Raw genomic sequence first — 12664 nt, 5'->3', positions numbered from 1 at the left:
AACATGTGTTCCGTGCGCTCCTGTCCTCGAAGCACTCCTTGCGAAGGCGTCGCGTGACACGTTGCCCTGCATTCCAGCTCGCGCTGGTTGCCAGCGCCTATTCTTGCATGAATCTGCTTCAAGCCGTGTATCACAGGTCGATCGCATAGACCCGCGCCGCAGTGCCACTGAAGAGCGCAGTTCGCTCGTCGGCGGAATAGTTGCGTGTTAAATGCTTGAACGCGTTCCACAACACGACATAGGGCGATGACATCTGGTCGACAGGAAAATTGCTCTCGAACATGGCGCGTTCGGGGCCAAACGCTTCGATAGCCGTTTCGATATAAGGCCGCCATGTCACCGCGAGTTCTTCACCCGATGGCGGTGCTGACCATTCGCGGAAATCAAAGCCGAGCGTCTTCATGCCCAGACCTCCGAGCTTGACTACGACGTTGCGATGGCGAGCGACCTCCAACAGCCCCTTTCTCCACGCCGCGAACCCTTCCTCGCGTTGTCCGGCATAAGGGCCGAAGCCGGGGGGATCCCCGAGATGATCCAACACCAAGCTGACATCGGGATTTTCTCCCGCGAATTTCGCTGCATCGGACAGCTGATGATGGTAAAGCCATAAATCCAGTACCAGCCCCAGTTCCGCGACATGCCGAACTCCGCGGCCCACCGGAGCGCCGAGAAGCAGTCCGGGCGGCGGCGTGCGGGCGGTGGTACATTTTTCAGGACGCGGATTCCGATGTGTGGAAAAGCGAACGCCTTTGAAGCGTCCGCGTCCTGCCGCGATGTGTGCCTCCAAAAGTGCGCGCGCGTCATCACCATCGGCGAGATCGACACGACTTATGATTCCAGCATTGAGTCGAGACTTCGGGAAAAGTTGATCCGCCTTATCGCCGATAGCGGCCGCAAACTCGGTCTCCCCGACGGGCCGGAAGGCTTTGGGCCCGGAAGTGCGGTAGTTCTCCGAGCACTCGACGCATATTGTCGCGATGACATTATGACCAGTGTTGATATCGGTCCAAAACTCGTCGAGAAGATATTGCGCACGGGGCGCGCGCCATAGATGATGATGCGGGTCGATGATTGGCAGCTCGGGCTCGATGGCGGTTTCTTTGCTCTTTGCAAGCCAGATCGAATCTGCGGCGGGCAGGTGGTTGCGTTGGATGTCGGCAATCACATTCACGCCCCGTTCTCTCCTATCTTGCGACTCTTGTTATCCGGAGCCTTGCATGCGGTAGAACAATTAGCCCATTGATGCCGAATGGCAATACCAATACGGGCAACGCGCACGTTTACGGAGGTTGACGGCACGGCCGTGCCACATTCTCTCTATCCGAAGCCGGGGGGGTTTCAAGACAAGTGGGTTGACTGGAAGAGGATTGGTATTACCTATCGTCCATGTTCTACGCGTTGTGCGCGAGATGGGCTGAGGAGCAAAAAATGGCGATAAGCGACATCCGCTTTAAGCGACTAGGGTATGTTGCGCTGAACGTGACGGATTTGGGGGACTCGCGACACTTTTATGAAGAGATCGTTGGTCTCACTGGCGATAATGAAGCATCTGGCAATGTCGCTTTCTTGCGTTGCAGCGGCAAGCACCATGATCTTGCGCTTTACCAAGCCGCCAATCCCGGTCTGAAGCGTCTCGGCTGGGAGATGGAAAGCGCCAACGCGCTGCACGCAGTGCGCGAACATCTCAACTCGATTGGCATCGCGACTGTGGCGGTCAGCGCTGGTGAGGCTGCAGAACTCGGCCTCGGCGAAGCGTTTCGCGCCACCGAGCCAACTACTGGTGCCACCTTCGAATTCTATGCGGACATGAACGATGCTGCACGCCCCTTTACGGTCACGCACACAAAGATAGCACGGTTAGGGCATGTCGTCCTCAACAGCGCCAATCGCGAGAAAACCGAAGAGTTTCTGCTCAACGACCTTAACTTCAGGGCGTCAGACAGGATCGAAGGTATGGTGACATTCCTGCGCTGCTTCCCCAATCCTTATCATCATAGCCTAGGTGTCGGTCGAGGCGAGGTGCCGGGTTTCCATCACATCAACTTCATGACAACCGAACTTGATGACATCGGGAAAGGGCTCAACCGTCTGAAGCGCAATGAGGTGCCCATCGTGTTTGGACCCGGCAAGCATCCGCCCTCGGAATCTGTCTTCCTCTATTTTCTCGATCCGGATGGCATGACCGTGGAATATAGCTATGGCATGGAGGAATTTCCCGAAGATGCTCCGCGCGAACCGCGCGCTATGCCGGCTGGAATAGAGTCGGTCGACTATTGGGATGGTCGCCCGGAACCGGGGATGGCCAAGATCGGCGAAATCGAACGAATTGGCTGATAAGTGACGTTCAAGCTGGTTCCCGCTTGCCGTCGTTCAAAGCGGCGCTCGTCGGATGCTATCGGCGAATTAGCCTGACACGCGAAAATTGATCCCAACGAGATCAAACCGGAGTTGCATTACCATGAAAATCCTCGTCCCCGTGAAACGGGTGCTCGATTACAACGTCAAGCCGCGGGTCAAGTCCGACGGCACCGGCGTCGATCTCGCCAATGTCAAAATGTCGATGAACCCGTTCGACGAGATCGGCATCGAGGAAGCGATCCGCCTGAAGGAAAAGGGCGTCGCGACCGAGATTATCGCTGTGTCCGTCGGCCCGGCAAAGGCGGCCGAAACGCTCCGCACCGCGCTCGCGATGGGGGCCGACCGTGCGATCCTGGTGCAGACCGACGATGACGTCGAACCGCTCGCGCTCGCAAAGATCTTCAAGGCGATTGCCGATGCCGAACAGCCCGGCCTTGTCATCCTCGGCAAGCAGGCGATCGACGGCGACAACAACCAGACCGGCCAGATGCTCGCCGCAATGACCGGCTGGGCGCAGGGCACCTTCGCCAGTGCGGTCAATGTCGATGGCGACAGCGTGAGCGTCACCCGCGAAGTCGATGGCGGCCTCGAAACGGTGAAGCTGAAGCTTCCCGCGATCGTCACCACCGACCTTCGTTTGAACGAGCCGCGCTATGCCTCGCTGCCGAACATCATGAAGGCAAAGTCGAAGCCGCTCGATACCAAGACCCCCGCCGATTACGGCGTCGACACGACCCCGCGCGTCAAGACGGTCAAGGTTTCCGAACCCCCCGTGCGTTCGGCCGGCGTCAAGGTCGCCGATGTCGATGAACTGGTCGCCAAGCTGAAAGCGATTGGCGTCCACAGCTGAATCTATCCCCCGTTCGTGTCGAGCGAAGTCGAGACACCCATCGAGAGTACGCCAAGCCGAGGGGCATCTCGACTTCGCTCGATGCGAACGGGAAGGGAAGAAGGAACGTAAGAGATGAAAACTCTGGTTTGGGTCGAACATGATGGCACGGCCGTCAAGGACGCCACGCTCGCCGCGGTGACCGCCGCGTCGAAACTCGGTGAAGTCCATCTGCTTGTCGCCGGCGCCGGCGTCGATGGCGTCGCCAAGGCCGCGTCGGAAATCGCCGGCGTGGGCAAGGTGCATGTCGCCGACAACGCCGCTTTCGGTCACAATTTGCCCGAAAATATTGCGCCGCTCGTCGCCGATCTGATGGCCTCGCACGACGCGTTCGTCGCGCCGGCGACGACCACCGGCAAAAATATCGCGCCGCGCGTCGCCGCGCTGCTCGACGTGATGCAGATTTCGGAAATCCTGTCGGTCGAAGGGCCCAAGACCTTCACGCGTCCGATCTATGCCGGCAACGCGATCGCCACCGTCGAATCGAGCGATGCAAAGCTCGTCCTCACCATTCGCGGCACCGCCTTTGAAAAGGCGGCGACGTCGGGCGGTTCGGGCGTGATCGAAGCGGTCAGCGCGGGCGGCGACGCCGGTATTTCCAGCTTCGTCGGCGCCGAAATCGCCAAGCAGGATCGTCCTGAGTTGACCTCAGCAAAGATCATCGTGTCGGGTGGCCGCGCGCTGGGTTCTTCCGAGAAATATCAGGAAGTCATCGTGCCGCTCGCCGACAAGCTCGGCGCCGCGCTCGGCGCGTCGCGCGCCGCGGTCGATGCGGGCTATGTCCCCAACGACTATCAGGTCGGCCAGACCGGCAAGATCGTCGCTCCGCAGGTTTACTTCGCGATCGGCATCTCGGGCGCGATCCAGCATCTTGCGGGCATGAAGGATTCAAAGACGATCGTCGCGATCAACAAGGATGAAGACGCCCCGATCTTCCAGGTCGCGGACTTCGGCCTCGTCGCCGATCTGTTCATTGCCGTGCCCGAATTGACCGGCAATATCTGAGCGACGGGCTTCCGGCATGATCGATCAAGGCTTGTCAGGACATCACGATGACAGATAGATACCCGTTCGCTGAGATTGGCGGTCTTCCCACCGACCTTCGGGAGCGTATTCTGAGAATGCAGGAAAAGAGCGGCTTCATTCCGAACGTCATAAGGACGCTCGCGCGCCGGCCCTCGGAGCTTTTGGCCTTTCTGGATTATCACGACGCCCTGATGTTGCGCGAAGGCGGCCTCACCCGCGGTGAGAAGGAGATGATCGTAGTTGCCACGTCCAACGCTAACGGATGCATCTACTGCGTCGTTGCCCATGGCGCACTGCTGCGGATCTACGAGAAGAACAGTCTGCTCGCAGACCAGGTTGCGGTGAATTATCGACGGGCGAATATCACCAAACGGCAGCGTCGGATGATCGACTTCGCCATGAAGGTCTGCCTGACGCCGGCGGAAGTGGGGGATGACGATTTCCCATCGCTCTACGAGGTCGGTTTCGACGACGAGGACATTTGGGACATAGGCGCAATCGTCGGTTTGTTCGGTATGTCAAATCGGATGGTCAACGTCACCGGCATGCGGGCGAACGAGGAGTATTTCATGCTCGGCCGCCTGCCACGCGCTGAAGCGCCCGCCGTGGAATCCGTGTGACGGACGGGATGCGATGAGGGGCTTCGGGGCGTGAACGTTTCGATAATTTGACGCGGTCCAGGCTAGGGCATCTCGATGTGCGCGAGCTCAATCACGTCCGGTCCGCTGAATTCGCGAATTCGCATTGCCACCACGCTGGCGGAAGGACCGAATGGCAAATTCGAGAATGCTATGACCTAAGATATTCATCGTGTTTTTCTCGCGCCGTTGCCCGCGAATTTTAGCTTGCCTCCAATGGTAAGACATATGCTACAAGCTTTGTCTGACCACGTTGTCATTGGCTTATGGCAAATGCGCGCTCGATAACGGTGAAGCTGGAGATGCGGATGGGACAATTCATACAGACCGAGCGGGAAGGCAACATTCTGCTGATCACGCTTGATCGTCCCGAAGTGCTGAACGCTCTCCACGCCGCTGCTTGCCATGAATTGTCAGCAGTGTTCGACGAATTCGCGGAGGATGAAGACCTCTGGATTGCCATCATCACCGGCGCGGGCAAGGCCTTCTGTGCGGGGCATGATTTGGTCGATGGCTTCTTCGACCCGATGCCTGAAACGGGCTGGGCAGGGCTGTCGCGACGGCACGATCTGTTCAAACCGATGATCTGCGCCGTGAATGGTCTTGCGATGGGCGGGGGCTGGGAAATTGCGATGGCCTGCGACGTGGTGGTTGCCGACGAACACGCATCCTTTGCCTTGCCCGAACCCCGAGTAGGGTTCGCAGCCTTGGGCGGCGGCGCTGCGGGCTTGGTCAGGCGCATGCCGTGGCACGCCGCGATGGGATTATTGCTTACAGGCGACCGAATTGATGCCGCGACAGCCCATCGCCACGGTATGGTGACGGAAGTCGCGCCGTCTGGAAAGCTGCTTGATGTTGCCCGGCGTTATGCGGCCTCGATGCTCCGGTGCTCGCCGCTGGCCCTACGCGCCACCAAACGGGTGGCGCTCGCAGCACTTGAGCCGCTGGCGACCCGGGCAATCATTGAAGCGTTGTCGCTCGAACTCGCTGATGAACTGACCACGCTCGAGGATACGCGAGAAGGTATTGAAGCCTTCAAAGAAAAGCGCGCGCCCGTCTGGGCGGGACGCTGACACATACCGATAAACCATAGCAACAGGGAGCGAGAAAGTTGGCGGAACTTGCTGGTAAGGTCGCGGTAGTGACCGGCGGTGCACGGGGGATAGGTCGTGCGACGGCGTTGCGGTTGGCACAAGCCGGCGCGGACGTGGCGATACTCGATCTCGATCTGGATGGGGCGGCCGCGTTCGGAGAGGCATTGACGGCAGCGAGCGTCGTCGGCGAGATCGAGGCCGTCGGACGTCGCGGTCTGGGCGTCGAGGCCGATCTTACCAATGAACTATCGGTCAAAAGCGCCTTCGATCAAGTCGTCGCGAAGCTGGGGCCCGTCGATATCCTTGTCAATGTTGCGGGGGGCGCGATCACACCGATCGACATCAGCATTCCGTCGAGCATGACGGTCGGCGACATCCGCAGGAATTTCGACGTCAATTATCTGACCGCGGTGCTCTGCTCGCAGGCCGTAATCCCTTACATGGTTGCGCGGAAAAGCGGTACGATCATCAATACATCGACGGTCGGGGCGACAATGATCGCTGCGGGCGGGCGACTCTCACATTATGGGTCATCCAAAGCAGCGGTCGCTCATCTGACACGCGATCTGGCGGCCGAACTGGGCGAGCATGGCATCCGCGTCAACGCGGTCGCGCCGGGATTAATCGCGACCGCACGGGTTAAGGCCCAAGCTGCTGAACGCAACCTTGCCTCCCCGTCGGATGCGGCCATGATCCCGCTTCGCCGCCTGGGAGAGCCCGAGGATATCGCCGGCGTCGTCGAATTCCTCGCCGGCGACGCCGCGCGATATATCACGGGGCAAATAGTGTCTGTGTGCGGTGGGCTGTGCATGGTCCCGAACTGATCGACGATAAGGGAGAAGTCGATGGATCTGGAATTGGCGGGGCGCCGCGCCTTGGTTACGGGCGCGTCCAAAGGGATCGGGTTGGCGACTGCACTGGCACTCGCTGATGAAGGGTGCGATCTGGTTCTGGTGGCGCGTTCGTCCGACGCACTGAACGCGGCCGTGAAGACTGTGGGATCTCGCGCGCGGCGCGACGTCATGATGCTGCCCGCTGACCTTTCGCAGACGTCTGAGGTGGAACATGTCGCGGCAAGGGCAGGTGCGATTGATATATTGGTCAACAACGCCGGGGCGATCCCGCCTGGCGGATTGGCGGAAATCGACGACGCTCGATGGCGTGCGGCATGGGATCTCAAGGTCTTCGGCTATATCAGCCTCGCCCGTTTGCTTTATCCAACCTTGAAGGTACGGCGTGGTGTGATCGTCAACGTCATTGGCTCGGCTGGCGAACGCTTCCCATCCGATTATATCGCGGGCGCCAGCGGCAATGCCGCGCTGATGGCCTTCACCCGCGCGCTTGGCCGATCCGCGCCAAAGGACGGCATGCGCGTCGTCGGCATCAATCCTGGGCCTGTGGGGACGGACCGGCTGAGGATGCTGATGCGGACGCAGGCGGAGCGCGAACTTGGCGATGGCGATCGCTGGCCGGAATTGGTGAAGGGAATGCCATTCGGACGGTTCGCTCATCCGGAAGAGATCGCCAGTGCTGTCGCTTTCCTCGCGTCGCCGCGCTCCGGATATACATCCGGGACTATCCTCACCGTCGATGGCGGTCAGCCATGACGATCCGGGCGGGCTTTATTGGCTTGGGGAACATCGGGGCGCCGATGGCAGAACGCGTCGCACGCCGCGGTCTGCCGCTCGTGGTGTGGAACCGGAGCGCGGAGAAGTTGGCCCCTCTGGTTGCACTTGGAGCGGCCGTGGCTTCGTCTCCCGCCGATGTGGCGGCACGCTGTGACGTCGTCTGCTTATGCGTCGATAGTGCTGCGGCGGTCGAGGCGATCATATTAGGACCCGGCGGCGTGACCGAGGCGGCAATGCGACCGAGGCTGATCGTTGATCATTCGACTATCCACCCTCAAAAGACGCGTGATCTCGCGGCGCTGGTGAAGGACAAGAGCGGTATTGCCTGGCTCGACGCGCCGGTTTCGGGCGGGCCGGTCGGAGCGCTTGCCGGCACGCTTGCAGTCATGGCTGGCGGCAATCCCGCCGATCTTGATCTTGCGCGGCCGATCCTCGAGTGTTTTGCCGACCGTGTGACCTTGATGGGCCCGGTGGGCGCCGGGCAGGCAACCAAAGCGTGCAATCAGATCATCAATTTCGGTACGATCGCCAGCATCGCCGAAGCGCTCGCTTTCGGTCAACGATTTGGTCTCGATATCGCCAGCCTGCCGCGAGCCCTATCGGGCGGCTTCGCCGATTCCAACATGCTACGCGAATATGGTCGCGCGTCCGAAGCAGGCGAAAATGACAATATAACCCTCCTTATCAACGGACTGGTCGATCTGTTCGGCGGGCGGGTCGATTCCGCAATGGCCGGACGGCTCGATATTCTGATGAAAGATCTTGCCATAATAACGGACGTTGCGCGGCAAAGCGGCAGCCCGGCAATGGTGACAAGCCTCGTTGATAGTCTGTTTCGGTTGATCCAGTTCCAGACCAAGGAGACAGGGAACCCATGACCGTTATAGCCGGTGAAGTGCTGCATTCGTGGCAGCATGCATTTCACGAACAGGATGTCGACGCGCTCGTCGACCTTTACACCGCCGAAGCCTTGTTCCTTGGATCACAGCCGACCCTGCTGCGGGGAAGCGAGGGAATTCACGACTATTTCACAGCAGTATTCGCATCAGGCGAATTGCGCGTGACGTTCGAGAATCTGGAAGTGGAGCATGTCGCCGATGATGTATTCATTCTGGCTGTTCGCGCAATTTTTTCCAGTCCATCGCGCGGCGAGCTCGAGATGCGCCTGACCCAGACCCTCCTCTTGCGCAATGGGCGATGGCGTATCGCCTGCCACCACGTTTCACCCGCCGGATGATAATCCTCTGGCGAAAGGCAATACCAATGGCTATGGTCCTTCCATTCTTGGCGTCTACATCGTGCAAAGCGCGAGTTCGTCCGGAAGCAATTGAGAGGGTTACCAGCCAAATGACAAGAAAGTGCACGGTATCGACGCGCCGTACGGGGCATATGTGCCTGCACCACGGCGTTTCGGGTCATCGTTGAACGATGGATGCCATCGTCACCAAATCCTCCGCCGACGAGATCTCCGTGACCCAGTCCAGCGCCCGCGGCTGGTATGTCGTATCTCTGCTCTGTCTGCTGTTCATATTCTCGTTCGTGGATCGCCTGATCCTGAGCTTGCTCACGGCCGGAATCGGGCAAGACCTGAATGTCAGCGACACCCAACTAGGCCTGCTGATCGGTACAAGTTTCGCCGTGGTCTATTCATTGGCTGGCATCCCGCTTGCCCATTTCCTTGATCGCACCAATCGGAAGCGCATTCTCGTCGCGGGGGTTGTGCTGTGGAGCGGCATGACCATTGCATCCGGTTTTGCCAGCAGCTTTGGAATGCTTGCGGTGTTTCGTGCCGGAGTTGCCTTGGGCGAAGCGGTTCTGACGCCGGCGGCGGTCTCGTTGATCGCCGATATGTTCCCGCGCGAGAAGCGCGTTCTGCCGACGGCTGTTTATGCGGCGATGAGTTCTCTGATGGGTGTGGGGGGTCTCATCATCGGAGCGGCCGCCCTGCAACTCGCCGAGTCCGTTTCGCCCAGCGTGGGTCTGGCGCCCTGGCGCATCGTGTTGGTGATAGCTGGCTTGCCTGCGCTGGTGCTGGCTATCTTGTTTGCCCTGACAGTACGGGAACCGGTGCGCGGCCGTTTCGACGGCCCCGTCGCCGTGCGCATGGAGGACTCCGGCTTCGGAGCGTTTCTGTCATATCTGCGTTCGAACGCAGCCTTTTACCTGCCCTTTTATCTCGGAACAGCGCTAGTCGTTACCTATCTTTTCGGGATCATGACCTGGACCCCGACGTTGCTAATCCGTGGTCACGAGGCAGACGCGGCGTCCGCCGGATACAGTTTCGGGTTGGTCGGTATGAGCTTCGGGCTGCTTGGCGCCATCTTCTGGCCTCGGCTGGTAGTTGTTCTGGGCCGCCGTGGCTGGCGCGACCCGATAATCCTAGGGTTGGTCCTTGGCTGCCTGGTCGGCGCACCAGTCATGACGCTTGCGCCTGCCATGCCCTCGGAAGCGTTGCTGCTCGGCGGAATGGGAGTCGTTGTCTTCATGGGGGCGAGCATTGCTTCATTGCTGCCTATCGCGATCCAGACCTATGGTCCTCCCCACTTGCGCGCGCGGTTGATGTCGTTCGTGATGCTGTCACAAAGCTTGATCGGATATGGCTTGGGGCCGCCGCTCATTGCCAAGATTGCAGGGCGATGGGAAGGCGACGGAATGGCATTCGGCTACGCGTTACTGATAGCCGGGTTGGCGATGACCCCAGCGGCAGGACTCTGCTATTTTTTCGCCCGCCGAGGACTTGCTCGTGCACCGCTTCCCTGACCACCTTTCATCGCTTGAAGGATCCCTGTTCTTAAGCTTTTGCCGGAGAAGAAAATGACCCGATTGACCGACGACGCCGCCACCTTCCTATCGGTTGATGGCGCGCCTCTGGAGGAGGCCGACGTGTCGCCGGCGGAACGCGTCGTACAGCGATTCTTCCTCGCCGCGTTGGCCAAGGACGCTCTGGCGACGATGGCACTCTACACCGCCGATAGTGTGATCGAGATACCATTCAACGAATCCGGACGGACGGAGGAAGGGGCGTATCGCCGCTATGCCGGGCTGGCCGAAATTACCCTGTTCACGGAACAGTCGCACGCTGCCGAGGGCGAAATGGGCGCGTCGGATATCGAACTTCATAGGGTCGAGGGCGGAAACACCATATTCGTCGAGAGCCGCGGCCACATCGTGATGTCTTCGGGCCGTGAGTATCGCAACCGCTATGTTTTCCGTTTCGATATTGAAGGTGGCACGATCCGCCGACTGCGCGAATATTATAACCCCGTCACCTCGGGTCTCGCCTTCGGCCGCAAGATCGGACCCGCTTGATGGCGACTGGAAAAGGGTTGACCGGCGGACCGATCAGGATCCGACGGACGCCAATCCCCTAAGCACGATCAGGAGCGAGACTTTTGGAACAGCAATATGATGTCGTGATTGCCGGTGCAGGCCCCGTCGGTCTGACGCTGGCGATCGACCTGGGGCGTCGGGGCGTGAAGTGCCTGATCGTAGAGCGGGAGTCGACCACGGGGCCTTGGCCCAAGATGGATCGCTCCAACGCGCGGACAATGGAAATCTACCGGCGGATGGGCCTCGCCGATCGGATCAGGGCGCTCGGCTATCCGGCGGATGCGGCAATGAATGTCTTCATCGTGACGCGCTTGTGCGATCCTCCGCTAGCCGTCTTGCACTATCCCTCTGTGGCGGAGTGCCGCGACGCCGGCGCGTCACATAGGGGCATCGGCGAACCGTTGGAACCCTACCAACTGGTCTCTCAAAACAAGCTCGAGCCGCTGCTGAAGGAAGTGGCTGAAGAAACCCCCAACGTCACCGTGCGCTATGCCTGCGCGCTGGATGGATTTACGCAGGATTGCGACGGCGTGGCCGTGACGCTTGCACCGGCTAATGGTGCGAAGGAATATGCGCGCGCCGCCTATCTCGTCGGATGCGATGGCGGAAGCAGCCTAGTGCGCAAGGCGCTCGGCATCAAGCTTGAGGGTGTGGGCGGAATTCGCCAGATGCGGCAGATATGTTTCCGGTCGGACGATCTGTATGACAAGATCCCAATGGGCAAGGGGCGACATTATTACGTCGCCGATGCGGCGGGATCGGTCTTTATCGCGCAGGGCGACCGAAAGGAGTTCACGCTCAACGCCGATCTGCCGGAGGACGCCGATTTTGAGCAGGAAATCCGTGATCGCGCAGGTTTTCCGTTCGAATTCGAGCTTCTCAACGTGGGGACATGGCGGCTGCATCTGCTGGTAGCGGAACGCTACGGCGAAGGCAGAGTGTTCCTTGCGGGCGACGCCGCGCATCTCGTCATCCCGACCGGCGGGTTGGGCATGAACAGCGGCATTGGCGACGCCATCGACCTGTCATGGAAACTCGCCGGAGCGGTCCAGGGCTGGGGTGGGCCGGAGCTGTTGGAAAGCTACGAGCAGGAGCGCCGCCCGGTCGGGCTGCGCAACCGTGATGCCTCCGGTTGGGCGGCAGAGGGTATGGGTTTTTGGCGCCGCGCGGTGCGGCCTGAAATCCGCGATGATACACCCGAAGGCGAGGCTGTACGCGCCGAGGTGACAGCGCTGGCGTTGCAGCATCATCGCCGCGTGCACGACATGATCGGGGTCGAATTCGGCTATTCCTACGCCGGGTCGCCGTTGATCGCCGAGGAAGCCGGCAATGTCGCCGAATGGCAGACCACCATCTATGAACCGCATACGCGTCCGGGAATTCGCATCCCTCACATCTGGCTCAAGGACGGCCGCGCGATGCAAGACGTATTGAGTCAGGATTTCACCTTGGTTGATTTGACCAATGGAGCCGATACAGCAGCGATCGAAGCGGCTTTCGCTGTTATCGGCGCACCGTTGGAGGTTGTTCGGCTCGACGAACCGCATGTGCGCGAAGTCTATGAATGCTCGTTGCTCTTGTTGCGGCCGGACCTGCATATAGCATGGCGAGGCGATGCTCCGCCGGACGATGCGGCCGCACTGGCCACGCGAGTGACTGGACACGGCAGTCGCGCGATTGCGGTCGCTGCCTAAGGCAAAA

The 12664-nt window shown here is 60.1% G+C and carries 13 protein-coding genes; 12 read left to right on the top strand and 1 reads right to left on the bottom strand.

Features of this window, described 5'->3' with window-relative positions; translation table 11 throughout:
* Positions 1–130: 130 nt before the first annotated feature.
* Positions 131–1171, bottom strand: a complete 1041-nt coding sequence (locus tag CD928_RS04675) for an amidohydrolase (protein ID WP_095385635.1) — start codon at positions 1169–1171, stop codon at positions 131–133.
* 257 nt (positions 1172–1428) lie between these two features.
* On the opposite strand from CD928_RS04675, the gene CD928_RS04670 reads away from it, so the two are divergent.
* The 12 genes from CD928_RS04670 to CD928_RS04615 all read left to right on the top strand — a co-directional run bounded on the left by CD928_RS04670 (position 1429) and on the right by CD928_RS04615 (position 12657).
* Positions 1429–2334: a VOC family protein gene (locus tag CD928_RS04670; RefSeq protein ID WP_095385878.1), complete on the top strand. Its 906-nt coding sequence runs from the start codon at positions 1429–1431 to the stop codon at positions 2332–2334.
* A 124-nt stretch (positions 2335–2458) separates the two neighbouring features.
* Positions 2459–3208: an electron transfer flavoprotein subunit beta/FixA family protein gene (locus CD928_RS04665; RefSeq protein WP_095385632.1), complete on the top strand. Its 750-nt coding sequence runs from the start codon at positions 2459–2461 to the stop codon at positions 3206–3208.
* A gap of 114 nt (positions 3209–3322) precedes the next feature.
* A complete protein-coding gene (locus CD928_RS04660) occupies positions 3323–4252 on the top strand; it encodes an electron transfer flavoprotein subunit alpha/FixB family protein (protein WP_095385630.1) in 930 nt (309 codons plus the stop codon).
* Positions 4253–4299: 47 nt separating this feature from the next.
* A complete protein-coding gene (locus tag CD928_RS04655) occupies positions 4300–4893 on the top strand; it encodes a peroxidase-related enzyme (protein ID WP_095385628.1) in 594 nt (197 codons plus the stop codon).
* 284 nt (positions 4894–5177) lie between these two features.
* Positions 5178–5984, top strand: a complete 807-nt coding sequence (locus tag CD928_RS04650; RefSeq protein WP_255247037.1) for an enoyl-CoA hydratase-related protein — start codon at positions 5178–5180, stop codon at positions 5982–5984.
* Positions 5985–6022: 38 nt separating this feature from the next.
* The gene (locus CD928_RS04645; protein WP_095385625.1) at positions 6023–6829 is read left to right on the top strand and encodes an SDR family NAD(P)-dependent oxidoreductase; all 807 of its coding nucleotides are present in this window, start codon (positions 6023–6025) and stop codon (positions 6827–6829) included.
* Positions 6830–6850: 21 nt separating this feature from the next.
* Positions 6851–7612, top strand: a complete 762-nt coding sequence (locus tag CD928_RS04640; RefSeq protein WP_095385623.1) for a short-chain dehydrogenase/reductase — start codon at positions 6851–6853, stop codon at positions 7610–7612.
* Entirely contained in the window at positions 7609–8511 is a 903-nt protein-coding gene (locus tag CD928_RS04635; RefSeq protein ID WP_095385620.1) for an NAD(P)-dependent oxidoreductase, read from the top strand. Before CD928_RS04640 ends, CD928_RS04635 begins: the two co-directional genes overlap by 4 nt.
* Positions 8508–8870: an SgcJ/EcaC family oxidoreductase gene (locus CD928_RS04630; RefSeq protein WP_095385617.1), complete on the top strand. Its 363-nt coding sequence runs from the start codon at positions 8508–8510 to the stop codon at positions 8868–8870. Before CD928_RS04635 ends, CD928_RS04630 begins: the two co-directional genes overlap by 4 nt.
* A 191-nt stretch (positions 8871–9061) precedes the next feature.
* Positions 9062–10393 carry an MFS transporter gene (locus CD928_RS04625; RefSeq protein WP_095385615.1) on the top strand — a complete coding sequence of 444 codons (1332 nt, stop codon included), beginning with the start codon at positions 9062–9064 and terminating at the stop codon, positions 10391–10393.
* Between the two features lie 54 nt (positions 10394–10447).
* A complete protein-coding gene (locus CD928_RS04620; RefSeq protein ID WP_095385612.1) occupies positions 10448–10942 on the top strand; it encodes a nuclear transport factor 2 family protein in 495 nt (164 codons plus the stop codon).
* Between the two features lie 83 nt (positions 10943–11025).
* Positions 11026–12657, top strand: a complete 1632-nt coding sequence (locus CD928_RS04615) for an FAD-dependent monooxygenase (protein WP_095385609.1) — start codon at positions 11026–11028, stop codon at positions 12655–12657.
* Positions 12658–12664: the final 7 nt, after the last annotated feature.

This window comes from Sphingopyxis sp. GW247-27LB, from assembly GCF_002277025.1.
Classification (GTDB): domain Bacteria; phylum Pseudomonadota; class Alphaproteobacteria; order Sphingomonadales; family Sphingomonadaceae; genus Sphingopyxis.
This window is presented reverse-complemented; position numbering and strand designations above follow the sequence as displayed.

Bases quoted from the DNA above. Each gene is read 5' to 3' on its own strand.
- CD928_RS04635 (WP_095385620.1), top strand. From the start codon at position 7,609: ATGACGATCCGGGCGGGCTTTATTGGCTTGGGGAACATCGGGGCGCCG.
- CD928_RS04665 (WP_095385632.1), top strand. From the start codon at position 2,459: ATGAAAATCCTCGTCCCCGTGAAACGGGTGCTCGATTACAACGTCAAG.
- CD928_RS04655 (WP_095385628.1), top strand. From the start codon at position 4,300: ATGACAGATAGATACCCGTTCGCTGAGATTGGCGGTCTTCCCACCGAC.
- CD928_RS04660 (WP_095385630.1), top strand. From the start codon at position 3,323: ATGAAAACTCTGGTTTGGGTCGAACATGATGGCACGGCCGTCAAGGAC.
- CD928_RS04630 (WP_095385617.1), top strand. From the start codon at position 8,508: ATGACCGTTATAGCCGGTGAAGTGCTGCATTCGTGGCAGCATGCATTT.
- CD928_RS04670 (WP_095385878.1), top strand. From the start codon at position 1,429: ATGGCGATAAGCGACATCCGCTTTAAGCGACTAGGGTATGTTGCGCTG.
- CD928_RS04620 (WP_095385612.1), top strand. From the start codon at position 10,448: ATGACCCGATTGACCGACGACGCCGCCACCTTCCTATCGGTTGATGGC.
- CD928_RS04640 (WP_095385623.1), top strand. From the start codon at position 6,851: ATGGATCTGGAATTGGCGGGGCGCCGCGCCTTGGTTACGGGCGCGTCC.
- CD928_RS04650 (WP_255247037.1), top strand. From the start codon at position 5,178: ATGGCAAATGCGCGCTCGATAACGGTGAAGCTGGAGATGCGGATGGGA.
- CD928_RS04625 (WP_095385615.1), top strand. From the start codon at position 9,062: ATGGATGCCATCGTCACCAAATCCTCCGCCGACGAGATCTCCGTGACC.